We start from the raw sequence: 25,023 nt of genomic DNA on the forward strand, positions 1-25,023 counted from the left end.
AGTTACTCTCTAAATAAGCATTAGTTTTTTTTATCTGAAACATTATAATTTGTCCATTGCCTAGCGGCCAGAGAAATTCTATATTTCATCCCGCAGCAGCTAGCCTGAACGGCTTGATTCTCTCTAGAATCAATTGGTTTAGCTCCTGCGATGTTGTGTTTGCAAACTCGTTCTTTTCGAGTTGGGTAGAGTTCTACCAAATGTTTTGTTGCAGTTCTACACTGAAACGAGGCATGTACTTCCTGTATTTATTTTGACCTGTCTGTCAAATTTGTTTACACCGCCTTATGGGCGGTGTTTTTTTATGTCCAAAGAAAAGTAACAATAAGTTTATCAATAGCTGTGCTAATTAATCTTTATTATTTTTCATCGCTAATCACAGAATCAGACACCCACTCAAATAAACAACTGAACACATACAAATAGCACCATTGAGTTGCACTAAAAAGTAACAGAATACTTCAAGATACTCACACTTCTTCAGTACTTATAGACCCGTTTAGATCTCACCAGTTCTATCAATCCAAAATTTCAAAGCTGAGCATGACGATAGCACGTCCAAACGCATGCCTCTGTCTACTGTCAATCCTTCATCATAGACAATAAAAAAGCCGCTTACTTTTCAGTATGCGGCTTTGCAAAATTATTAACGGTTGGTCAACACACCACTATGGGCGGTAAACCTTAACGTTGTGGAAGCCTTGTTCTTGCAAGTAAAGCGCTTGCAGACGGCTCATGACACCACGGTCACAGTACAACAAGTACTCTTTCGATTGGTCTAGGTCACCAAACTGAGTTGAAAGCTTGAAGAACGGGATGTGTTTGATTTCAACACCATCGATCTCTAGCGGGCTTTCATCTTCTTCGTCTGGGCTACGGATATCAAGAACGACAGCGTGCTCAGCAACGGCTTGAACTTGCTCCACTTCTGGTGCCTGTTCTTGGCTCTCTTTCTCGATATCACGGATATCCATAATACGAGCGTTCTCGATCACTTGCTCCAGCACTTCGAAGTTAAACTTAGCTTCTTCCGCTTCTAGTTTGCCTTTCTTCGCTTTCACGGTTGGCTTCTTAGAGATAACACCACAATACTCAGGCATTACTTTAGCGAAGTCTTCAGTACCAATCTTACGAGACAGGTCGATGATGTCTTCTTTGTCCCAGTTGATAAGTGGACGAAGGATCAAAGTGTCCGTCACGTTGTCGATATGACGCAGGTTAGTTAGCGTTTGGCTAGAAACCTGACCAAGAGCTTCACCCGTTACTAGTGCTTCGATACCAAAACGCTCTGCAACCATACCACCAGCACGCATGAACATACGCTTAAGAACAACGCCCATTTGACCGTCTTCAACGTTCTCAAGGATCTCTGCAACTACAGGTTCAAAATCAATAGAGATGAACTTCACCTTTGCAGATGAACCGTATTTATCCCATAGATAATGAGAAACCTGCTTAACACCAATCTCGTGAGCAGGGCCACCAAGATTGAAGAAGCAGTAATGCACTTTAGAACCACGTTTGATGTGTAAGTAGCTTGAAACACCAGAATCAAAGCCACCAGAGATCAAGCTAAGCAGATCTTCTTGAGTACCAAGAGGGAAACCACCTAGGCCTTTATGACGTTCAATAACTTGGTTTAGCTTATCGTTCTCGACTTCAACTTTAACGGTAATATCTGGATTTTTCAGTTTTACTTTTGCTGATTCAACCGCTTGATTTAGACCGCCGCCTACGTAGCGTTCTAGCTCGATAGAAGTAAAATCATGCTTACCACGACGCTTAGCACGTACAGAGAAAGTCTTACCTTCAATAAGAGCACCGCTACGCTCGAGAACTTGCTCGTAAATGTTGTGCAGGTCTTTAAATTCTGATTGCTGAACTTCAAGGGAGTGATGAATACCCGGAGTTTGCGTCAATACTTCAAGTGTTTCTTTAAAGTATTTGTCGCTCTCAGACGTCACTTCGATATGGTCACGGCGGTTGAAGACAGCCACAGACTCAGTACGACGCTGAAGAATAGTACGAATATTACGTTCTAGAATCTTTGTGAAGCGCTTACGCACCGATTCACTTTTTACAAAAATTTCCGGGTGGGGCTTAACAATAAATTTCATAGTACTTTCACGCCAATAAGGTTCACAATTTTAATAGGTTCATCACCACGTAAAAGGTCATTTCACATAGTTATTGAAGCAATAATAGATCAATATTAAATCTAAGGGCGCGAATTATACATGAGAAAATCAAACAAGGAAAAGAGTGCGTGCTTTGGTGCCATTAATAAACTCACCTTAGTGACAAACTATCGTCTCGATTTCATCCAAGCTCATTTATCCATATCTTCTCTTCTCTTCTCTTCTCTTACTAGCTTGGTACAAACACTTTTGTGTATCACACAAAGAAAAAGCCCAATCTACGACAGATTGAGCTTTGGGATGCATATTCTTGATAAATACTATTCAGTGATTACTGGGACTTCTTCACTGTAAAGCGGTTCGCCCTGCATAATGCTGATTTCAACACGACGGTTTAAGCTACGTTGCCATTCAGTATCGTTCGGCTCTACTGGCTCTGTATCGGCCATACCGCGAACTCTTAAACGTTGATGAGAGAAACCACGGACCTTTTCCATCTCTTGAGCCACAGACACCGCACGCTGCGATGATAAGTCCCAATTAGAACGGTAAAGCTCAGAATCAAGACGTTGATTATCAGTATGCCCAGAGATTCGGACAATGCCCGGAACATCTTTCACTAACTCGGCAACCTGTCTCACCAAAGGTCGGAACTTAGGTTGTAGGAAAGCAGAACCCGATGGGAATGCGCCTTTTTCACGAATTCGAATCACAATTTGCTGGCCAAGGTTTTCCACCTCAATCGCGCCTTGGTCGATCTCTCGCTCCAACGCCTTCTTGATGCTCTCCATCAAGGTTTCCATCTCTTGAGACTGTTCTTGAGCTTGCTGTTGCTGCTGATCTGATTCTGAGTTTTGGTTGTTGTGCGCAGAAACTTCTGCTGATTTACCACCCGTCATCTTGCCCTGATCACGCATTGTACCGCCAGCACGCTCAGATTCCCCTTCATGAAACTCGAGAGTTTGCTGCGTAATATCAATGGTTTGCTGCATGATTACATCAATAGGCGTCGGTTCTGGGCGACCAGGACGAAACTCCTGCGCAATAATGCTGGTACCTTTAGGAATGTCTTTTACTTCCAAGCGGTTTTGTACACCAAACGCGAATTTCATTGAGCCTGCGATCTGTTTAAATTTCAGTACGTCCATCTCAGAGAATGAGAGGAGCAGTACAAAGAAACACATCAACAATGACATCAAGTCAGCAAATGTTCCCATCCATTGTGGCAAACCCGGAGGGGGACATTTACATGGATTTTCTTCATCCATTTTTATTCCCCTTAAGCCATTTCACCATCAATCGTACGTTTACCTTCGTTAAGGTAACTCTTCAGGTAACCGTCAATAACTCGTGGGTTTTGACCATCTTGAATCGCGAGTACGCCATCCATCACCAAACGACGATTCAGTGTCTCTTGGTCACGACGTAGAGCAAGTTTGTCCGCGATAGGGAAGAACACCATGTTCGAAAGAATTGCACCATATAGAGTGGTTAAAAGTGCAACCGCCATCGCCGGCCCGATCGCTTTTGGATCATCCATGTTCGAAAGCATGGCAACCAAACCAACCAATGTACCAATCATACCCATTGCGGGTGCAACATCACCAAAAGCTGTAAATACTTTAGCGCCCTGTTCGTGACGTTCTGTGGTTAACGCGATGTCTTTTTGCAGTGCTGCACGCACCACATCACCATCATGGCCATCAACCAATAGGTCGATACCCTTTTGCATGAAACTGTTGCTGATTTCCATCTCTTCAAGTGCTAAGAAACCGCCTTTACGCGCGGCATCCGCCATCTCTACGACTTTAGCAATAAGATCTTCTGGTTCATCGGCTTTAAACATAAATGCTTTACCGGCAATTTTTGCCGCACCAAAGAACTGTCCCATGGTGAATTTCATTAGAACAACAAACGTTGAACCACCAATCACGATCAAAACGGATGTCGTGTCATAGAACATCCCGAGGCTTCCACCTAGGATCATTGCCATAATTACGAAGGCAAATCCACCAATCAAACCTATTAGGGTTGCTAAATCCACTGAGCACTCCTCATGCTTTTTTACAGTTCTACGTCGACGATAATATTCTTATCGGCAAGACTATAAGATCTTTTAGTTAATTCTTCGTCTAAGTATCACACTTTTCGTTTTTGAATCACAACTATTGGCTTACTTTGGACTTATCCAAAGCGTATAAACTCGATAAAGCCACGGTTATTCAATCAAAGTAAATTCAAGCGCCTTAAAAACGAACTTTCTAGCAAAAATTCTTGGTTACATTTGACCATCTTAGCGGCCTAGGGTAACGTTCGTTCATCTTTCCAAACGCAGATTTATTATGGCTACTAAGAAACCTGAAAATATGAGCTTTGAAGCGGCTATCGAAGAGCTTGATGGCTTGGTTGATCAACTAGAAAATGGTGATCTAGCTTTAGATGATGCGCTGAAAAAGTTCGAACGAGGCATCTCCCTCGCTCGTGCTGGTCAAAGTAAACTAAACGACGCTGAACAGCGTGTTAGCATCCTGCTGCAAAATGATGAAAATGCAGAACTGAGTGACTTTAACCCACAACCTGAATAACAAATTGTATGAGATCCCCTATGATCGAGACGTTATTGTCTTATCAAGCACGTAATAACGAGCAACTTAACCTTTGGCTTGATCGCCTGCCACACCAAAATCAGAATCTCATTAACGCGATGCGTTATGGGTTACTTTTAGGCGGCAAACGCGCACGTCCGTTTCTTGTCTACATTACAGGGGAAATGCTCGGTTGCACTGCGGAAGAACTTGACACTCCAGCTTCAGCAATCGAATGTATTCATGCCTATTCTCTGATTCACGACGACCTTCCAGCAATGGACGACGACGAATTGCGTCGTGGCCATCAGACTTGTCACATTAAATACGATGAAGCAACGGCAATTTTAACTGGCGATGCACTACAAACTCTCGCGTTTACTATACTTGCGGAAGGTACATTAAGTGCTGACGGTGAAAGCAATCGCGTTCGAATGATTCAACGCCTAGCTGAAGCCTCTGGTGCACAAGGTATGTGTATTGGACAAGCTCTTGATATTGAAGCTGAAAACCGCTCTGTCACGCTAGAAGAGTTAGAAGAAGTTCACCGCAATAAAACGGGCGCGCTAATGAAGAGTGCGATTCGTTTAGGTGCTCTCGCTGCTGGTGAAAAAGCGTTTGAAGTGATGCCTCAATTAGACAAGTTCGCCGATGCCATTGGATTAGCATTCCAGGTTCAAGATGATATTTTAGATATCACTGGCGATACTGAAACTTTGGGTAAGCCACAGGGTTCTGACCAAGATTTGAACAAAAGCACCTACCCTTCTTTGTTAGGTTTAGAGGGCGCTCAAGAAAAAGCGCAAACTCTGCTACAGGAAGCGCTTCAAGCTTTGGCTGCAATCCCATACAATACCCAGTTACTCGAAGAGTTCGCCCGATACGTCATCGAGCGCAAGAACTAAGACAATAAGCGCGCATTACCTATGACTCTTGATATATCCAAGTACCCAACTCTTGCTTTGGCTGATAAGCCAGAGGACTTGCGTCTACTTCCAAAAGAGACGCTTACACAGCTTTGTGATGAATTACGCACCTATCTTCTAAACTCAGTGAGCCAGTCAAGTGGCCACTTAGCATCGGGCTTAGGTACGGTAGAGCTAACCGTTGCTCTGCACTACGTGTACAACACGCCTTTTGACCAGTTGGTTTGGGATGTTGGTCACCAAGCCTACCCGCACAAGATCCTTACAGGTCGTCGTGACCGCTTATCGACTATCCGTCAAAAAGATGGACTGCACCCATTCCCATGGCGTCAAGAGAGCGAATACGACACGCTTTCTGTTGGTCACTCTTCAACATCGATCAGCGCCGGACTTGGTATGGCGATCAGTGCGAAGAAAGAGGGCAAGAACCGTAAAGTCGTGAGTGTGATTGGTGATGGCGCGATTACCGCAGGTATGGCCTTCGAAGCGATGAACCACGCGGGTGATATTCACAATGACATGCTGGTTATCCTGAACGATAACGAGATGTCGATCTCTGAAAACGTCGGTGCGCTAAACAATCACCTAGCTCAAGTTCTTTCTGGCAGTCTTTACACGTCAATTCGTGAGGGCGGCAAGAAAGTGCTATCGGGCGTTCCGCCGATTAAAGAGCTCGTTCGTCGTACAGAAGAACATCTAAAAGGCATGGTTGTCCCTGGCACCATGTTTGAAGAGTTAGGCTTTAACTACATTGGTCCGGTTGACGGTCACGATGTGAATGAGCTGATTAAAACGCTGAAGAACATGAGAGACCTTAAAGGCCCTCAGTTCCTGCATATCATGACCAAGAAAGGCAAAGGCTACGAGCCTGCTGAGAAAGATCCAATTGGTTATCACGGCGTACCTAAATTCGATCCTGCACACTCAAGTCTGCCTAAGAGCACCAGCTCTAAACCAACTTTCTCTAAGATTTTTGGCGACTTCCTGTGTGATATGGCTGCGCAAGATCCTAAGCTGATGGCAATTACGCCAGCAATGCGTGAAGGTTCTGGCATGGTACGTTTCTCGAAAGAGTACCCAGAGCAATACTTCGATGTAGCGATTGCTGAGCAGCACGCAGTGACACTAGCAACGGGTATGGCGATTGCGGGTGATAAGCCGATTGTGGCTATCTACTCGACGTTCTTACAACGTGGCTACGATCAACTGATCCACGATGTCGCTATCATGGATCTACCGGTTATGTTCGCTATTGACCGTGCAGGTCTTGTTGGCGCCGATGGTCAAACACACCAAGGTGCGTTCGACTTAAGCTTTATGCGTTGTATTCCAAACATGGTGATCATGGCACCAAGCGACGAAAACGAATGTCGCCAAATGCTATACACTGGCCACCAGCACACAGGTCCAAGTGCCGTTCGTTACCCTCGTGGTAATGGTATGGGTACAGAGATTCAAAGTGAGTTTACTGCGCTAGAGATTGGTAAAGGTCGTATCGTTCGTGAAAGCAAAAAAGCAAAAGATGGCTCGAAAGTCGCTATCCTAAGCTTCGGTACTTTCCTTGAGAGTGCACTTCAAACCGCAGACGCTATCGATGCGACAGTGGCTGATATGCGCTTTGTGAAGCCACTCGATGAAGCTTTGATCAAACAACTTGCTGCAGACTACGATGTACTTGTTACTATCGAAGAAAACGCAATAGCAGGTGGTGCGGGCGCGAGTGTGATTGAATTCTTGATGCAAGAGAAACTACTGATGCCAGTATTGAATCTTGGCCTCCCAGACAAGTTTATTGCTCAAGGAACACAGGATGAGCTGCATGAAGAGCTTGGCTTAGATGCGAAAGGCATTGAGAAGTCGATCTCTGACTATCTTGCTAAATAGCCTTAACACGTAAGCTCTAAAGTCGTAAGCAATAAAAGCAAAAAAGGTTGGCCCTAGGGTCAACCTTTTTAGTATCCGAGACTTAGCTTAATGTGCTTGCAACTAAGCCTTAATCCTTTAGCTAACTTAAACTAACCAGCCCGCGAAATGTGCCACTGCGTACAAGGCAACAGCCGCCATAATACCTGCCACAATATCATCAATCATAATACCTAAGCCGCCGTGTACTCGTTTATCTAGCCAGCCAATAGGCCAAGGCTTCACCATATCGAAAAAGCGAAATAGGACAAAACCAGTGAATAACCATTTCCAGTCATCCGTAGGGATATTCAATAAAGGCACTAGACCCATGGTGATCCAAAAGCCCGCAAACTCATCCCATACGATAGAGCCATGGTCGTGTACACCCATATCATCAGATGTCACCTGGCAGATCTTGATACCGATAATACAACTAACAACCACTACTGCGACATAAGCAGGGAAAGGTAACTGAACCAGCAATAGATAAAAGGGGATCGACGCAAGCGTGCCCATTGTGCCTGGAATAATCGGCGATAAGCCACTGCCAAAACCCGTAGCCAATAAGTGCCAAGGATTTTTAAGAGAAATAAGAGAAAGTGGATTTGTCATCAATTAACCTTAAAGTGATCGTAACCAGTTAAGTTCCAGCTTAGTGGTTCACCATTATTGTGTAATTCAAAATATTCTACAGGTCTTATCTGGCCAATGCAGGTGACTTTTGTACCTGTGTGCGACAAAGCACTTTCCAATGAACCTTTATTTTCTTCCGGCACGGTAAAGCAGAGTTCGTACTCTTCACCACTGGTCAACGCATACTGCTGTGCAGAAGCGGTATCAGAAGAGAATTGAAGTAATTCAGCAGAGATTGGTAACGCACTCACATCAATGCTTGCACCGACCTGAGAACGCTTAAGGATGTGTTTTAAGTCGGCAATAACGCCATCAGAGATATCAATAGCCGATGAAGCTAGGTTCACGAGCGCCTGACCCGCCAATACTCGTGGAGAGCTGATGTAGTGCCTCTCTTCTAGCTCAAGTGCATAAGGCTTAGCTTTGTTCTGTTCTGGGTCTAATATCACCTCTAGCCCAGCTTTGCTGTCACCTAAGTTACCCGTTACGTAAATCCAGTCCCCCACTTTCGCGCCATCTCTGCGTAGTGCTCGACCTTCTGGCACAAAGCCCTGTACAGTCAGCGTTAAACTCAGCGGCCCTTTGGTCGTGTCACCACCAATAAGTTGAATACCAAAATAGTCTGCAAGTTTGAAGAAGGAATCACAGAAGGGAGCAAGCCATTCTTCATCAACTTCTGGCATGGTTAACGCAAATGAAACCCAGGCAGGCGTCGCACCCATCGCCGCAAGGTCGCTAATGTTCGAAGCCAACGCCTTGTGTGCTACCCATGCCGGATTCGCCTCTGTTAAGAAGTGAGTGCCCGCCACTAAGGTATCCGTGCTGATCGCTATCTCAACATTGCCCGGCGCTTTGACCAAAGCACAGTCATCGCCCGCTGCCAGATGTACATCTTTACGTTGTGGTTGTCGATTTACAAAATATTTTTCAATCAGGTTAAATTCGCCAGACATCACATGCCCTATCTTTAGTCTTCATACAAATCACCGTAATTATTGGTATTACGATAATTTAGTTACAAAAAAGGCCAGCATAAAAGCTGACCTTTAGATTCAATATACGAACGTCTTATTTCTTACGAACGTGCGGTGCAGCTTTATCAAGCACACCGTTAACAAACTTATGGCTGTCTTCTGCTGCGAATACTTTCGCAAGCTCGATAGCTTCGTTGATAACCACTTTGTATGGTACATCTTCGCGACGAGTCATCTCGTACATAGCTAAACGTAGAAGCGCTAGTTCCATCAAATCCAGATCTTGCATAGGGCGAGATACGAATGGACGAAGCTTGCTATCAAGTTCCATGTGGCTAAGAGCAACACCAGTTAGTAAGTCGCGGAAGTATGCAACGTCTGTTTCTGGCATAGCTAGAGCAGGTTCAGCGGCATGATGCTCTTCTTCATCATACTTACCACCAGATAAGAACTGTTCTTCAACGGTAGCAATATTTTCTTTAGTAATTTGCCAAGAATAAATTGCTTGTAGAGCAAATTGACGTGCGTTACGACGTGCGGCTGGTTTCACACTGGCCCCCATTAGGAATCGATTTCAGAAAGAACGTTGATCATCTCAAGTGCGCTAAGTGCGGCTTCTGCACCCTTATTACCAGCCTTGGTTCCTGCGCGTTCAATAGCTTGATCGATCGTATCAACAGTAAGAACACCAAACGCTACTGGAAGAGAAAATTCCAGAGACACTTGTGCCAAACCTTTATTACATTCACTACAAACATAGTCAAAGTGAGGTGTACCGCCACGGATTACTGTACCAAGAGATACAATCGCATCGAACTTACCTGTTTTTGCAACGCGTTGCGCTACAAGTGGAAGTTCTACTGCACCAGGGCAACGAACAACAGTGATGTTGTCTTCGCTTACTTGTCCATGACGCTTTAAAGTATCGATTGCACCAGAAAGTAAACTTTCGTTAATAAAACTGTTGAAACGAGCAATAACGATAGCAATTTTTGCATTTGGCGCTGGGAAGCCACCCTCGATCACTTTCATAAGCCTTCCTTTAACTATTTTCATCAAGTGAGAATCGCCGGATTCTAGCACAAAACTGTGAGCAATATCTAATGCTAATTTAGAAGAACAGACACCGGAGATGTAAAGATGATAACGCAGCACGGCTCTCAACCATATAGGAGCAACCAGTAGTCAAGCTCGTGTATTTAACACGTTTTGAATCGGGCTTAACTACTTTGCTCTTTTGGCAAAACGAATCACCAAAAGAGCCACTGGAATCATCGGTAAATTATGTTGCTATAAACAGAGATATATCGACTTACTCGCAAACATACTCAACAACGTTAAGACCAAAGCCACCTAATGCGTGGTAACGCTTGGTGCTTGAAGAAAGCAGACGCATATCATGAACACCAAGGTCTTGTAGAATCTGAGAACCCACACCAACACGACGCGAGGTACCTTGCTTTTTAGCCATGGTTGGCTGCTCGTTCTTATCTTGAGCTTCGAATGTCTTCACTTTGTGAATCAAAGAATCAGACGACTCTTCGTTACCCAGAATAACCAACACACCGCCTTCATCGCCAATGCGCTTCATCGCTTTATCTAGTGACCAGCTACGCTCTGTACCACGGTCTGAGTGAAGTAGATCGGTAAACGTGTCATGCAGGTGAACACGCACTAAAGGAGCGCCCACAGACAGGTCACCTTTTTGCATCGCGTAGTGGATCTGGTTATCAATCGTGTCACGGTAAGTCACAAGCTCAAAGTCACCAAACTCTGTTGGCAAATGACATTGTGCTACACGTTCAATCGTCGTTTCTGTGTTGTTGCGGTATTCAATCAAGTCAGCAATGGTGCCTAATTTGATATCGTGTTTTTCAGCGAAGACTTCAAGATCAGGGCGACGTGCCATGGTGCCGTCGTCATTTAGGATTTCAACGATAACCGAAGCTGGCTCACAGCCTGCTAGACGTGCTAAATCACAGCCTGCTTCTGTGTGGCCTGCGCGCGTTAGAACACCACCTTCTTGCGCTGTCAGTGGGAAAATATGACCAGGTTGAACAAGATCAGCCGCTTTTGCGTCTTTTGCCACAGCAGCTTGAACGGTAACAGCGCGGTCTGATGCAGAAATACCAGTTGTTACGCCCTCTGCCGCTTCAATCGAAACCGTAAAGTTAGTAGTGTATTGAGCGTTGTTGTCTTGAACCATAGGGGCTAGACCCATACGGCTTGAACGCTCTTTGGTTAGCGTCAGACAGATTAAGCCACGGCCATACATCGCCATGAAGTTAATCGCTTCTGGCGTCACATGTTCAGCTGCCATGATCAGATCGCCTTCATTTTCGCGATCTTCATCATCCATCAGGATAACCATTTTTCCTAGGCGAATGTCTTCAATAATTTCTTGAGGAGTACTAATTGGCATTGTTCTATATCCTTTGAAATGGTTCTGCTTCCTAGAACCGACACTATTTAAACCTGATGATATTGCTTCGCTTTACAAAGTCTCGCTTAACGCACTTTGTATCAACGGTTAGGCAAAACCATTCTGCTGTAAGAATTCCATCGTTAATCGAGATTCAGGCTCAGACTCTTGCTGCTGACCTTGCAGTAAACGCTCCATGTAACGCGCTAATACATCAACTTCTAGATTCACTTTACGACCGACATTGAATTGGTCGATGGTGGTTTCTGAAGAAGTGTGAGGAACGATAGTCAGCTTGAATGCGTTCTTGCGTAAATCGTTCACAGTCAGGCTGATACCATCGACCGTTACTGAACCTTTTTGAGCCACGTATTTTGAGATTTCTGCTGGCATTTCTACCCAGAACTCAATCGCACGACCAACTTGATTACGTTCAACAATCTCACCCACGCCATCAACGTGACCAGACACGATGTGTCCACCGAAACGCGTGGTTGGTAACATTGCTTTCTCAAGGTTTACCTTGTCGCCAGCTTGGTAATCGACAAAACCCGTTTTTTTCAGGGTCTCAAGCGAAAGGTCTGCACTGTAGCTGTGATCGTTATACTCAACAACCGTCAAACAAACACCATTGGTCGCGATACTGTCGCCTAACTTAACGTCAGCCATATCAAGATTACCAACATTAACCGTTACGGTGATGTCTTCTCCGCGGGGAGTGATTGCACTCAATGTACCTACGGCTTCTACAATTCCTGTAAACATTTTAAAACTCTTTTTGTTGTCAACGACATGTATTTGGTTAGCAGAACTATTTCCACTATGGTTTCGTTATTATTTGTTTCGCGATAATAGGTTTCGCGACGATGCGAATATCCACACCAACCTGTCGAACATCTTTAATTTCTAGGTCAATCACATCAGACATTGAAGTGAGTCCTAATGCGCCCATCAAACCTCGTCCGTCACTGCCCATTAGTTTAGGTGCTAAATAAAGGATTAGCTCATCCACTAGCTGCGCTTCAATCAAGCTTTTTGCCAAGGTAGCGCCCGCTTCGACCCAAATATGATCAATATGGTTCGCTGGCAATTGACGCATTAGATCGTGTAAATCGAGCTGACCTGCATCTGTGGTTTCGACTTCAATATCAGCAGAGGTTTCAGCGACTCTCAATACCGATGTTGGAGTTTGGAATAACTTGAGCTCAGGATACAGTTGATTTTGGCGATCAAGAATTACGCGAATTGGCTGACGCAACTCGTCTTCAACGTAATTTGTTTTGGTACTGCTTGGCAACTCTGCCCAACGAACATTCAGCGACGCGTTGTCTTCAATCACCGTTTGGCTGGTTGATAGCACCGCGCCTGATTTTGCTCGAAAGTTCTGAACATCACGACGCGCTTCTGGCGATGTGATCCATTGGCTTTGACCATTTTCCAATGCCGTTTGTCCATCAAGGCTAGCGGCCATCTTTAACTGAACAAATGGCATGCCCGTTTGCATACGCTTAATAAATGCAGGATTTAAATCGAGAGCATCTTGCTCTAACAAGCCGATTTCAACCTCAATACCTGCGTCGCGTAGCATCTTGATACCACGGCCTGCGACTTTAGGGTTTGGGTCCTGCATGGCACAAATCACTTTTGAAACTTGAGCCTTAATCAAACCTTCAGCACAAGGCGGCGTTCTACCGTAATGAGAACAAGGTTCAAGTGTGACATAAGCGATCGCACCTTTTGCCTTATCACCCGCCATTCTCATAGCGTGTACTTCGGCATGAGCTTCGCCAGCTTTGGCATGGAAACCTTCGCCAACGATCTGGCCATCGGTTTGCACGATGACACAACCCACATTCGGGTTTGGTGCAGTAGTGTAAATGCCGCGTTTGGCTAACTGAATAGCACGCGACATCATTTGAAAATCTAGGGAAGTAAAGTTTGACATGATTGAGGAGTTAATCCTCTAATTTAGCGATTTCTTCGCCAAACTCTCGGATGTCTTCAAAGCTGCGGTAAACAGAGGCAAAACGAATGTACGCCACTTTGTCCAATTCTTTCAATTGGCCCATCACAAGGTTACCAATCATCTCGCTTGGTACTTCACGCTCACCAGTCGCACGGAGTTGTGACTTAATCGTGCTGATCGCAAGTTCAATCGCATCAGCACTCACTGGGCGTTTTTCTAGGGCGCGCTGCACACCACCGACCATTTTATCTTCATTAAATGGTTCGCGGTTTCCATTCGACTTTATGACTTTAGGCATCACAAGTTCTGCCGATTCGAAAGTCGTAAAACGTTCACTACATGCAAGGCATTGACGGCGACGACGAACCTGATGGCCATCGGCTACCAGTCTTGAATCGATTACTTTAGTGTCGTTCTCTGAACAAAAAGGACAATGCATATCACCTCCAAATAATTGAATATCAGTGTAACGGAATTGCCAAACGTTAGGAAAGAAAAAGGGCCAATTAAGGCCCTTTTGTGTGGTAATTCATTGATTATTGCTACTCGAGCGCCATTTCAAAAATGAGCTGAGGAGTAAAATTAACGACCAGCGTTAACCGCGAACTAAATAGTTCGCTTTACCTACCCACTTGTAGCTTGTCAGCTCTTCTAAGCCCATTGGGCCGCGAGCATGCAGCTTTTGAGTAGACACAGCAACTTCAGCGCCTAAACCAAACTGTGCGCCATCTGTAAAACGTGTTGATGCATTCACATAGACTGCAGCTGAACCGACTGAATTAATAAAGCGCTCTGAGCTCTCTAGACTGTTAGTCATAATCGCATCTGAGTGACTCGCGTTGTGTACGCGCATGTGGTCAATCGCTTCTGCCACATCCGCAACTACTTTTACGCCTAGCGTGTAGCTTAACCATTCAGTGTCAAAGTCACCTTCAACTGCATCACGTTGGTCTTCGAAACTAGTAAGCAATGATTTTGCACTAGCGTCAGCAACCAAGGTTACTTTGCCTGCTAAACGCTGTGTTAGCTTAGCAAGGAAAGCCTCAGCAACCGCTTCATGCACTAATAATGTATCCAATGAGTTACATGCAGATGGACGTTGAACTTTCGAGTTTTCAACCACATCAACAGACTTCTCAAGATCAGCGCTCTCATCAACAAAGATATGGCTGATACCGAAACCACCGATGATCACTGGAATGGTGCTGTTTTCTTTACACATTTTGTGCAGACCAGCGCCACCACGAGGAATGATCATATCCACGTAGTCATCCAGTTTAAGCAGTTGAGAGACAAGTTCACGATCGGGTTTCTCGATGTACTGCACAGAAGCCGCAGGAAGTTCCGCTTTCTCTAATGCAGACTGGATTACTTTAACCAGCTCCATGTTTGAGAAGAATGTCTCTTTGCCGCCACGTAGGATGCTTGCGTTACCAGTTTTGAGACACAGTGCTGCAATATCGATGGTTACGTTTGGACGCGCTTCATAAATAACACCAACCACGCCAAGTGGTACACGACGGCGAGACAGTGACATACCGTTTTCAAGTACCTTACTGTCAATCTCGCTGCCGACTGGATCATTCAGGCTAATCACGTTACGTACATCGTTAGCGATACCGGTTAAGCGTTCTTCGTTCAGCAATAGACGATCAAGCAGTGCATCAGTCAGACCCGCTTCACGGCCAAGTTCGATATCTTTCGCGTTTGCTTCTAAAATCGTTGTTGCGCTTGCTTCTAGCTCATCAGCGATAATCGCCAATGCTTTATTCTTTTGCGCCGTAGATGCGGTCGCTAGGTGGAAAGCAGCGTCTTTTGCTGCGATACCCATGTTAGTTAAATCCACGTTTAACTCTCCCTAAATTCTGTCTGTCTTTGGATGCAAAAAGGTGATTCGCCTTCTCATCACGAGCTATTCTTGGATTACAACAAGGTCGTCACGGTGAATGACTTCTGACCCGTAATCGTAGCCAAGGATGTCGCCAATATCTTTACTGTGCTTGCCTGCAATTTTTGCTAGGTCTTGGCTTGAATAACTGGCGATACCACGCGCAATTACTTTGCCTTTACTGTCTGTGACTTGGGTGACTTCACCACGAGAGAATTCGCCTTTAACTCGAACAACCCCTTTCGCCAACAAGCTGCTGCCTTTAGTGTTGACTGCGTTTACTGCGCCGTCGTCGACCACAATGTCACCAGCTGAAGCAGGGCCCGCTAGAATCCAGCGTTTACGGTTTTCAAGCGCTTCCGCTAAAGGCAAGAAACGTGTGCCTTGTGGGTTGTCACTCAGTGAGTCAAACACCACATTTTCAGCACTGCCCGCAGCAATAATTACTTCAATGCCAGCGCGACGAGCAATATCAGCCGCCTGCAGTTTTGTCGCCATGCCGCCAGTACCTAACGTAGTACCACTGCCGCCTGCGATCTTACGCAGCGTGTCATCAATGGTTTTTACTTCTTTGATGAGCTCAGCATTTGGGTCTTTACGAGGGTCAGCCGTAAACAGGCCTTTTTGGTCCGTTAATAGCAAAAGCTTATCAGCACCGCACAAAATACCCACTAAGGCCGACAAGTTATCATTGTCGCCCACTTTAATTTCGTTGGTGGCTACTGCGTCGTTTTCGTTTACTACCGGAATAATGTCGTGCTCAACAAGCGCATTGATCGTGTCACGTGCATTAAGAAAACGCTCGCGATCATCGAGGTCAGCACGAGTCAGTAGCATCTGGCCAATCTTAAGGCCATAGATAGCAAACAAAGACTCCCAAACTTGAATCAACTGACTTTGCCCAACTGCCGCAAGCAACTGTTTGCTTGCCATCGAGTTGGGAAGTGCGGGGTAACCAAGGTGCTCACGTCCGGCTGCAATTGCGCCAGACGAAACCATAACCACAGAGTGGCCTTGTTTTTTTAATTCAGCACATTGACGAACCAGCTCAACCATATGAGCGCGGTCTAATGCCAATGTTCCACCAGTTAAGACACTGGTACCCAGTTTAACAACGACAGTTTTACTCTGTGTTGTTGTCCCGCTTTGATGATTTGTTGTCATGAAGTCTTTTATGAATAAAACAAATAAGAGGTGATGTTTTAGCAATCAAAAGGGGAATTCACAAGCAGAAAAGGTGCGAAATCGCACCTTTTTGCTTTATATAGAAGAGTAACCTTTAAAATCAGACGAATTCGACAGACTCTTCGTCTAACTGAACGCCGATTTCAAATTTCTTTTGAAGTTCATCAACCAGCTTTTGGTGAAAGGCTTCTTGAGTTCGAGATACCTCAGCGATCGCCTTTTTAGGTAATGGTAAAGGATCCCAGTTACCATCGATGTTGTATTTACCCGTGTTGTACTTCGCCGAAAATCCTTCTTCCGACTTATCCAACTCCAACCACCAGCCCCAAAACTCACGTTCTTCTGGCGATTTTTTATCGTTCACACACACAGACAAGCAATCAAAAATATAGTGGCCTTCTTCTGATTGAGGCTCCCTTAAGTAAGGGCCTATAGCCTTTAAAACATTTAACAAGCGATAATGCGTAGGTTGTTGTGTCACTTCTGACATATTGAATCTCCATTTCAATGTTAAGAATGACGTTACTCAGACTGTTATACGTAGAAACTACGCAATTGGATTTTATAAATTATTTCTGAGTATCAGGTACTTACTTTGTACACTTTTCATGCTTAACTAATTTAGGGGAAATGTCATCTAAATAATTCATCCTCAAGCCACTTTATCGCCAATTCGAGGGATTGCTCATAACCTTGTGTAATTGACTTAGCTTTGATTTTCTTCGCTTTACCGTAATCACTGTAAATAGCAACCAGTTGGTTATCCATTGGAGGTGATACTGGGTCGCCCTCTAACGCTAATGCCAAGATAGGCACACTGGTTTTACTGTTTGACAGCAAACCTTGTACCTTGAGTGACCACGCCATCAATTGCCCAGAAAGACTATTGATATCAACGGCCCCTTTACCAAGACGTGAAGCCAAAACATCTAAATGCATTTTAGGCATCTGTTTCAGTTTGTCGGCATGAACAAAGATATCGTGAATTGGCGCGCCTAAAGAGATACACGCTTTAAGCTTATGCTGCTCAAGGAAAGATAATCTCACCATCGCATTGCCACCAAAGCGGAAGCCAAACAAGCCAACCTTGTGGTGATCGACCCACGGGATATTAGGCAGTTCATTCAAGACAGCTTGGTGAAGACAAGATGAGTCTTCTGTTAACGGCCAATGTGCACTGTGCCCTATCGATGGCATGTCTACCGTTAGCATTGCAATGTTCTTTGGTGCTAAGTAATCCCTAAACAAACGCCACATATCGGTTTGCAAGCTATCTAGACCAGCGCTGACAATCACAACCGGTTGTGGTTTGTCTGTTTTGGTTAGATGCAAGTTCGCTTTGATCTTCTTGTTTTGGTATGGAATATCAATCTGTTTGACGATCAACTTCGTATGCTTAATTGCTTCAGAATAAGCTGCGTTGGCCAACACTTGAGCCTGAGCCGCCAAATTGTCGTTCTTGAGATGTGGGTAGCCAGCAATGCTGAAGCACAACGATGCTGAAAACAGCTCTTCAGCCATTTCTTCACCCTTCTTCTCGTTCGAGCGATTTTGATGCTGCATACCCAGTTTGGTCCATTCGTATGCCCAGTTACCACTTCGGTAACCCATGACCGTATCAAGCCACTCATCGGTTGTACGAGAGTTATCTGATGACGCGATGCGAGCCAATACCGCTTCTTGCTCAATGGGGTTAACGCCTTGCCATACCCACTGAAGACGTCTTAGGTTTCGGTACCATGATGAGTTTTGCTGTTCACGCTTCTCATCCAATAACGCTTCAGAGCTTGGCATGTATTGTGTCAGCATTGAGGTCTCTTTAGCCTGCTTGTGCTTTACAAACAAGGTTTCCGAAAGGTTTGAGCTCGTTTCTTCTGATTCAGACATTGGGATACTTAATAAGAAATGGTTGTTACTAATCATATAAAAAAAAATGACCCTATAAAGGGTCATTTCTCAAAAAACTAAGTTTACGCTTATTTTGACTTGCGATTTACCGGCTCAACGTAGCTTAGGCTAGTATCCCAAGGTTGCTCAATCCATGTGTCTTGAGCGATATCAACGATGTACTCGTCTAGCAAGTCAGCACCAGATGGCTTTGCACACACAGCGATCAGTTTCGCTTTCGGGTACATTTCGCGAAGCTTGCGTGCAGTGTCACCACTATCAACAAGATCTTCAACGATTAGGAAGCCTTCGCCGTCACCTTCAGGTGCTTTAACGACGGTCATATCACGTTGGTGATCGTGGTCGTAGCTAGAAATACAAATCGTATCTACGTGACGAATACCTAGCTCACGAGCCAAGATTGCACCAGGAACCAAACCACCACGGCTCACTGCCCAGATGCCTTTCCACTGCTCTGCTGGCATTTGCTTTTCAGCAAGTTGACGGCAGTAAGTCTGCATGTTGTCCCAAGTGATAACGAATTTGTTGCTCATAGTATAAAACCTAATAATTTTGTCATGTTATTAGAGGCTATTTCAAACATAGCCTCTTCAGCGATTAAGCAGAAATCTAGACGATTAAGCGAAAGTATATTTAAGAATAAAGATAGCCGACATTACCCACACAGCAGGTGAAACATCGCGACCTTTACCACTTAGCAGCTTAATTGCAGCGTAAGCGATGAAGCCTAATGAGATACCCTCAGCGATAGAGTATGTCAACGGCATAAGCAGACATGTTACCACGACTGGGGCTGCTTCCGTAAGATCACGCCAATCAATACCAACTAGGCCAGACATCATCAAAATTGCTACATAGAACAACGCACCTGATGTTGCGTAGGCTGGAATCATACCTGCAAGCGGTGAGAAGAAAAGAGCCAGTAGGAATAAGATACCAACAACAACAGCCGTTAGACCGGTACGGCCGCCTTCAGCGACACCCGCAACACTCTCAACATAAGACGTTGTGTTTGATGTACCTAGCAGTGCACCAATTGATGTTGCTGTTGAGTCAGCAAGCAGTGCCTTGTTCAGACGAGGCAGTTTACCGTCTTCTTTGATTAGGTTTGCTTTCGTTGCAACACCAACCAGAGTGCCCGCTGTATCGAATAAATCGACGAACAAGAAAGCGAATACTACTGAAATCATACCGATTTCAAATACAGCAGAGAAATCAAGCTGCATGAATGTAGGTGCAAGACTTGGTGGTGTCGACATGATGCCGCCGTATTGAACGTCACCAATAACAATACCAACAGCTGTGATAGCTAGAATCGCAATCATTACTGCGCCTTTCACGCCACGGTGAACAAGAGCAATCGTAAGGAAGAAACCAAGCGCACCTAGGATAGGAGCAATCGCGGTAATGTCACCCAGTGAAACTTTCGTTGCAGGGTTAGAAACAACGATGCCAGCATTGCTAAGAGCAATAAACGCTAGGAAAAGACCGATACCTGCAGAGATACCAACACGCAGAGACATTGGGATCGAGTTGATAATCCATTCACGGATCTTAAAGATGCTTAAGAAGATGAAGATCACGCCTGATACGAAAACCGCTGCCAGAGCAACTTGCCACGTATAACCCATCCCCATTACAACAGCGTAGGTAAAGAATGCATTCAAACCCATGCCTGGAGCTTGAGCAATTGGGTAGTTAGCAACAAAGCCCATGATGAAACAGCCAATAGCAGCTGCTAAACAGGTTGCTACAAATACAGCGCCATGGTCCATACCAGCATCAGCTAGAATCATTGGGTTTACAAAAATGATGTAAGCCATTGTTAGGAAGGTTGTTAGACCTGCGATGATTTCAGTGCGCACATTGGTGCCATTTTCACTGAGTTTGAATAGCTTTTCGAACATTATCGAATCCTATAAGGGTAAAAAGTAAACGGTTGCGTAATCGATTGGCTGTGGATTATAAAGTTATCAAATAACAAATTCCAGATAGAATTAAGGCTCTAATCGATCTTTATCAGAATGCAGTATGAAACAGAGCGATTAAAAATGAAGACTGAAAGATAAAGTAACCATTAAAAACAATAAGATAAGTAAGATAAATACGATGAAAGTACTTGGCCATTTTTTAAACCATCAGTTATTTTCATTGAGAATCTAGCTAATAAATTCCGAATTCAAACCCACAATAGTTATGTATTTTTCAACAGGATCAGTAATAAGGCGCAAATTGATATTTCGGCGTTTAAAAAACAACCACGCAGAACAGCAGGAAAAGTGATAAGCGAAAGCGGTTTGGAAAAGTAGCAGGCAAAAAAAACGCCACTCAAAACTGAGTGGCGGTAGAATCTGTCAACCAAAAGGGCTGTAAAATAATTCCAATATATAGGGGTGAACAAAACTGTTCGAGTTACATGCTTGTGGTATTAGTAACCAAAGCTTGTAGGGTATGCAAAGTTGCTAGTGTAAACAGAGCTGTTAATCCAGAACATTGCAGATGGTAAACCTTTCATAACTATCACCTTAATAAATCAATAAAAAACGAATTTGATTTCTCGGTTCCTTGGAGGCGATAAAACGGACTCATCCTTTGAGCATTTACTCTTCACTTCAGAAGTTGGTTATTAATATACCCTAAAGAAAAAAGATTACAAGTATTTTTTGCTATACGTCACACTTTTGGCTATTTACGGTTATTTTGCAAACTCATTTTTGTAATTAAATTACAAAATAGAATCAAACAAACGTTTGCCTGTACCGTTTATAAGCATCAACGCGCTTATTTATGATCAGATAGACAAGATCGCTTTCAAAATTTGAGCTATTTGAGGTTTAGAACCGCTACTCGTCAAAACGCTCAAGTGGTATGCTGTTGCCATCAAAACAGACCCATATTTTAGATTTTTGTTCTAGTTTTTTGCCATTACAAAACCTAAATATATGGTTATCAAATAAAAAAGGAGTCATCCGTGTCTGAATTCCATTCTGAGATCAGTAAATTGTCCCCTGCCCCTATTTGGCAGTTTTTCGATAAAATTTGTTCAATCCCGCACCCTTCGAAACATGAAGAAGAACTTGCTCAATACATTATTGCTTGGGCAACAGAGCAAGGCCTAGATGTACGTCGTGACCCAACGGGTAACGTATTCATCAAAAAGCCTGCAACGGCGGGTATGGAAAACAAAAAAGGTGTCGTGCTGCAAGCTCACATCGATATGGTTCCACAAAAGAACGAAGACACAGTTCATGACTTCGCTAAAGATCCAATCCAACCATACATTGATGGTGAGTGGGTTACAGCGAAAGGCACAACGCTTGGCGCTGATAACGGCATGGGCATGGCTTCGTGCCTAGCGGTTCTTGCTTCAAACGAAATCCAACACGGCCCTATCGAAGTTCTACTAACAGTAGATGAAGAAGCAGGTATGACTGGTGCTTTCGGTCTTGAAGCGGGTTGGTTAGAAGGCGATATCCTTCTTAACACCGATTCAGAGCAAGAAGGCGAAGTGTACATGGGTTGTGCTGGCGGTATCGACGGCGCAATGACATTTGAAATTGCTCGTAACGCGATTCCAGCTGACTTCGTAACACGTAAGCTAACGCTAAAAGGCCTAAAAGGCGGTCACTCTGGTTGTGACATCCACACAGGTCGTGCAAACGCAAACAAACTGCTTGCTCGCTTCCTAGCGGGTCACGCAAAAGAGCTAGACCTTCGCATCGTCGAATTCAAAGGTGGTAGCCTTCGTAACGCGATCCCTCGTGAAGGTTTCGTAACGGTTGCTGTTCCTGCGGCAAACCAAGAAAAACTGGCTTCACTATACAACTACTACACTGAGCTGCTTTCAACAGAGCTAGGTAAAGTAGAAGACAGCATCGTGACTTTCAATGAAGAAGCTTCTGTAGAAATGGGCGCACTTGCGTCAGCAGACCAAGCTCGCTTTATCGCGGCACTTAACGCATGTCCAAACGGCGTGATTCGTATGAGTGACGAGATTGAAGGTGTTGTTGAAACGTCTCTAAACGTAGGTGTTATCACAACAGAAGAGAACTCAATCACAGTGCTTTGCCTGATCCGTTCTCTTATCGATTCAGGTCGTAGCCAAGTAGAAAACATGCTTCACTCTGTTGCTGAACTAGCAGGCGCTAACATCGCATTCTCTGGTGCTTACCCAGGTTGGAAGCCAGATGCAGATTCAGAAATCATGCACATCTTCCGCGACATGTACGAAGGTATCTACGGTCACAAACCAAACATCATGGTTATCCACGCTGGTCTTGAGTGTGGTCTATTCAAAGAACCTTACCCGAACATGGATATGGTTTCTTTCGGCCCAACCATCAAGTTCCCTCACTCTCCTGATGAGAAAGTGAAGATCGATACGGTTGAGCTATTCTGGAATCAAATGGTTGCACTGCTTGCAGCTATCCCAGAAAAAGCATAATTCGATAAACTATGTATGTTCAATAAATGGTGTTTCCAATAAATAGGGCTCTTCACTAAATAGCACTTTTCAGTAAACACCGTTTATAGACACAAAATAAAACAGGTACTCAATGAGTACCTGTTTTTGTATCCAATCTTTGTAGCTATGTACTTGTGACTAAATAAACAATTAAGCGCGTGAAGCCGCGTAGCTTTCTAACTCATCAATTGAAGTTTGTGCTACTACTTCGCCGTCGATGAAATATGTCACCATCTCACCATCACGAACTCCGATCAATGTCGCACGCTCACCAGACTGGTAAGTGATGTCCATTTGGATCGTGTTTTCGTCGATCTGCTGCATTTGACCTTTCTCAATCATATCAGCACTCGTAATCGGACCCACTGGTGCTTCAGTCAGTGACTTATCAAGCTGATTGTTGATATCAAGGTAAGTATCAATCTTAGTATCAAATATATGCGGTGCACCTGTTAGTGGGTTGCTGCCCGTCCAGAACTCTAGTGAGTTGAATACCAAGTAATCAGCTGCAACTGTTAGACCGTAAGCCGGTGCAAGCAATATGTTCAAACCACCACGAGCGTAACGGTTATCAACGGCTTTAAGGTTGAACTTCATTAGGTAACCCGTTACTGCATTGCTACCAACACAGCCAGATAAAGCAACAGATACCACCGCTAGTGCTACAACTTTTGAAATTGTTTTTTTCATTTTCATCTCGATATTTGAATTTGGCCGCCAAAAAATGGCGGTGGATAATAGCAACCAACCAAATGACAAATATCAGTGTACTGTCAGAAAAACCACAATTTGAAACACCCTATAATGAGTCAAATTAAAACTGGAAGCTTATTTATAGACAGCTCCATAGAAAACTTTTGTCGTCACCGTAAACCGATTGATTCGTACTAAAAATCAACGATTGGTACATTCCGTGTTAACGAATTATCACCATGTTGAGAACAATCTAAATGGCAAGACTAAAACCTAATCAACCATTCGAATTACTTGGTTATACTGTTCAGCCAGGACAACGAATGGAGATTGAACTGCAAGCGGCTCAGCTTTACACGCACTCTCCACTTTCGATCCCGATTGAAATTATTCACGGTCGCCAAGCAGGCCCAACACTGATGGTAAATGCGGCTATCCACGGCGATGAGCTAAACGGTGTTGAGATTGCACGACAACTGACCAATGCGATTGATCCAAAGAAACTGAAAGGTACCTTGATTGTTGTGCCTATCGTTAACGTGTTTGGCTTTATCCATAAATCTCGTTACCTACCAGACCGTCGTGACCTAAACCGTTGCTTCCCTGGCAGTGAGAAAGGATCGCTAACATCACGCATCGCTTACACTTTCTTTGAGAATGTGGCGAAGCACTGTGATTTTATTTTGGATCTACACACAGGTGCGATTCACCGTACTAACTTGCCACAGATCCGTGCAAACCTGTCGAACCCAGAAACATTGCGCATCGCAAAAGCGTTCGCAACACCAGTGATCATTGACTCACCACTGCGTGACGGATCACTTCGTAGCGAAGCGGAAAAATTGGGTATCCCTGTATTAACTTACGAAGGTGGTGAAGCGTTGCGTTTTGATCACCTAGCGATTCGTGCGGGTTACCTTGGCGTGCATCAAGTGATGAAAGAAATCGGCATGCTGCGCCCAAACCGTAAAAAGTTGCCAGAGCCAGTGTTGAGCAAATCCACCAGCTGGATCCGCGCTGAGTCAGACGGTATTTTGCGTAACATGGTGAGACTTGGCGAACAAGTTGAAGCAGGACAAACCCTAGCTTACATAAGCTCTCCGTTAGGTCACCAAGAAGGCCAAGTGATCACAACCAAAGGCGGTATCGTGATTGGCCAACAAACTCTACCGTTGGTGAACGAAGGTGACGCAGTATTTCACATTGCTTACTTCAAACAAGATGACGATGAAGTGGGACAATCAGTTGATAGCTATATTGAAGAAGTAGCGGAAGATGATTGGCTAACGGCGCTTAACAACTAATCAATGACATGTAGTCACTAGCAAGAAGTGG

General features: G+C 44.4%; 23 protein-coding genes. 5 read left to right on the forward strand and 18 right to left on the reverse strand.

What is annotated here, in order from left to right:
• Window positions 1–668 precede the first annotated feature (668 nt).
• The 3 genes from thiI to pomA form a co-directional block, all read right to left on the reverse strand.
• Window positions 669–2,117, reverse strand: a complete 1,449-nt coding sequence (gene thiI, locus ACED53_RS06275) for a tRNA uracil 4-sulfurtransferase ThiI (RefSeq protein ID WP_009847462.1) — start codon at window positions 2,115–2,117, stop codon at window positions 669–671.
• Window positions 2,118–2,458: 341 nt separating this feature from the next.
• Entirely contained in the window at window positions 2,459–3,406 is a 948-nt protein-coding gene (locus ACED53_RS06280; protein ID WP_009847463.1) for a flagellar motor protein MotB, read from the reverse strand.
• An 11-nt stretch (window positions 3,407–3,417) separates the two neighbouring features.
• Window positions 3,418–4,182, reverse strand: coding sequence for a flagellar motor protein PomA (pomA, locus tag ACED53_RS06285; protein WP_009847464.1), 765 nt, complete (start codon window positions 4,180–4,182; stop codon window positions 3,418–3,420).
• 298 nt (window positions 4,183–4,480) lie between these two features.
• Here pomA and xseB point away from each other — a divergent pair, with 298 nt between their 5' ends.
• From xseB to dxs, 3 genes are read left to right on the forward strand one after another with little or no spacing between them, the layout of a single operon-like run.
• Window positions 4,481–4,723, forward strand: coding sequence for an exodeoxyribonuclease VII small subunit (gene xseB / locus ACED53_RS06290; RefSeq protein WP_004734405.1), 243 nt, complete (start codon window positions 4,481–4,483; stop codon window positions 4,721–4,723).
• A gap of 20 nt (window positions 4,724–4,743) precedes the next feature.
• Window positions 4,744–5,628 carry a (2E,6E)-farnesyl diphosphate synthase gene (ispA, locus tag ACED53_RS06295; protein WP_017099514.1) on the forward strand — a complete coding sequence of 295 codons (885 nt, stop codon included), beginning with the start codon at window positions 4,744–4,746 and terminating at the stop codon, window positions 5,626–5,628.
• Window positions 5,629–5,649: 21 nt separating this feature from the next.
• On the forward strand, window positions 5,650–7,533 hold the full coding sequence (dxs, locus tag ACED53_RS06300) for a 1-deoxy-D-xylulose-5-phosphate synthase (RefSeq protein WP_017099515.1): 1,884 nt from the start codon (window positions 5,650–5,652) through the stop codon (window positions 7,531–7,533).
• A gap of 126 nt (window positions 7,534–7,659) precedes the next feature.
• On the opposite strand, the gene pgpA is transcribed toward dxs, so the two are convergent.
• From pgpA to ACED53_RS06370, 14 genes are all read right to left on the reverse strand, one after another.
• Window positions 7,660–8,166, reverse strand: coding sequence for a phosphatidylglycerophosphatase A (gene pgpA, locus ACED53_RS06305; RefSeq protein WP_009847467.1), 507 nt, complete (start codon window positions 8,164–8,166; stop codon window positions 7,660–7,662).
• Window positions 8,166–9,140, reverse strand: coding sequence for a thiamine-phosphate kinase (thiL, locus tag ACED53_RS06310; protein ID WP_029223100.1), 975 nt, complete (start codon window positions 9,138–9,140; stop codon window positions 8,166–8,168). Before thiL ends, pgpA begins: the two co-directional genes overlap by 1 nt.
• A 115-nt stretch (window positions 9,141–9,255) precedes the next feature.
• Complete coding sequence (gene nusB, locus ACED53_RS06315; protein ID WP_004734399.1) at window positions 9,256–9,723, reverse strand: transcription antitermination factor NusB; 468 nt, start codon at window positions 9,721–9,723, stop codon at window positions 9,256–9,258.
• Window positions 9,723–10,193: a 6,7-dimethyl-8-ribityllumazine synthase gene (gene ribE / locus ACED53_RS06320; protein WP_004734398.1), complete on the reverse strand. Its 471-nt coding sequence runs from the start codon at window positions 10,191–10,193 to the stop codon at window positions 9,723–9,725. The genes nusB and ribE overlap by 1 nt, the downstream gene beginning before the upstream one ends.
• Before the next feature lie 280 nt (window positions 10,194–10,473).
• On the reverse strand, window positions 10,474–11,583 hold the full coding sequence (gene ribBA, locus ACED53_RS06325; protein WP_017099517.1) for a bifunctional 3,4-dihydroxy-2-butanone-4-phosphate synthase/GTP cyclohydrolase II: 1,110 nt from the start codon (window positions 11,581–11,583) through the stop codon (window positions 10,474–10,476).
• A gap of 108 nt (window positions 11,584–11,691) precedes the next feature.
• A complete protein-coding gene (locus ACED53_RS06330) occupies window positions 11,692–12,348 on the reverse strand; it encodes a riboflavin synthase (protein WP_004734396.1) in 657 nt (218 codons plus the stop codon).
• A 55-nt stretch (window positions 12,349–12,403) separates the two neighbouring features.
• Window positions 12,404–13,498, reverse strand: a complete 1,095-nt coding sequence (gene ribD / locus ACED53_RS06335; protein WP_029223099.1) for a bifunctional diaminohydroxyphosphoribosylaminopyrimidine deaminase/5-amino-6-(5-phosphoribosylamino)uracil reductase RibD — start codon at window positions 13,496–13,498, stop codon at window positions 12,404–12,406.
• 40 nt (window positions 13,499–13,538) lie between these two features.
• Window positions 13,539–13,988 (reverse strand): transcriptional regulator NrdR, encoded by a 450-nt coding sequence (gene nrdR, locus ACED53_RS06340; protein WP_004734394.1) that lies wholly within the window; start codon window positions 13,986–13,988, stop codon window positions 13,539–13,541.
• A 156-nt stretch (window positions 13,989–14,144) separates the two neighbouring features.
• Window positions 14,145–15,395 (reverse strand): glutamate-5-semialdehyde dehydrogenase, encoded by a 1,251-nt coding sequence (locus tag ACED53_RS06345; RefSeq protein WP_017099519.1) that lies wholly within the window; start codon window positions 15,393–15,395, stop codon window positions 14,145–14,147.
• Between the two features lie 66 nt (window positions 15,396–15,461).
• On the reverse strand, window positions 15,462–16,646 hold the full coding sequence (gene proB, locus ACED53_RS06350) for a glutamate 5-kinase (RefSeq protein WP_017099520.1): 1,185 nt from the start codon (window positions 16,644–16,646) through the stop codon (window positions 15,462–15,464).
• A gap of 76 nt (window positions 16,647–16,722) precedes the next feature.
• On the reverse strand, window positions 16,723–17,112 hold the full coding sequence (gene crl / locus ACED53_RS06355) for a sigma factor-binding protein Crl (RefSeq protein ID WP_009847473.1): 390 nt from the start codon (window positions 17,110–17,112) through the stop codon (window positions 16,723–16,725).
• A 143-nt stretch (window positions 17,113–17,255) separates the two neighbouring features.
• On the reverse strand, window positions 17,256–18,509 hold the full coding sequence (frsA, locus tag ACED53_RS06360; RefSeq protein WP_009847474.1) for an esterase FrsA: 1,254 nt from the start codon (window positions 18,507–18,509) through the stop codon (window positions 17,256–17,258).
• Between the two features lie 89 nt (window positions 18,510–18,598).
• Window positions 18,599–19,063, reverse strand: a complete 465-nt coding sequence (gene tet(34), locus ACED53_RS06365; RefSeq protein ID WP_009847475.1) for an oxytetracycline resistance phosphoribosyltransferase domain-containing protein Tet(34) — start codon at window positions 19,061–19,063, stop codon at window positions 18,599–18,601.
• A gap of 84 nt (window positions 19,064–19,147) precedes the next feature.
• Window positions 19,148–20,437: an NCS2 family permease gene (locus tag ACED53_RS06370; protein WP_009847476.1), complete on the reverse strand. Its 1,290-nt coding sequence runs from the start codon at window positions 20,435–20,437 to the stop codon at window positions 19,148–19,150.
• A gap of 1,064 nt (window positions 20,438–21,501) precedes the next feature.
• Between ACED53_RS06370 and ACED53_RS06375 the strand changes: the two genes are divergently transcribed.
• Complete coding sequence (locus ACED53_RS06375; protein ID WP_017099522.1) at window positions 21,502–22,974, forward strand: aminoacyl-histidine dipeptidase; 1,473 nt, start codon at window positions 21,502–21,504, stop codon at window positions 22,972–22,974.
• A 171-nt stretch (window positions 22,975–23,145) separates the two neighbouring features.
• Here ACED53_RS06375 and ACED53_RS06380 read toward each other — a convergent pair whose 3' ends face one another.
• The gene (locus tag ACED53_RS06380) at window positions 23,146–23,685 is read right to left on the reverse strand and encodes a DUF3332 domain-containing protein (protein WP_029223097.1); all 540 of its coding nucleotides are present in this window, start codon (window positions 23,683–23,685) and stop codon (window positions 23,146–23,148) included.
• Between the two features lie 260 nt (window positions 23,686–23,945).
• Between ACED53_RS06380 and ACED53_RS06385 the strand changes: the two genes are divergently transcribed.
• Window positions 23,946–24,992, forward strand: a complete 1,047-nt coding sequence (locus tag ACED53_RS06385; RefSeq protein WP_017099524.1) for a succinylglutamate desuccinylase/aspartoacylase family protein — start codon at window positions 23,946–23,948, stop codon at window positions 24,990–24,992.
• Window positions 24,993–25,023: the final 31 nt, after the last annotated feature.

The organism is Vibrio sp. 1F169 (genome assembly GCF_041439605.1).
GTDB classification, from domain to species: Bacteria; Pseudomonadota; Gammaproteobacteria; order Enterobacterales; family Vibrionaceae; genus Vibrio; species Vibrio tasmaniensis_A.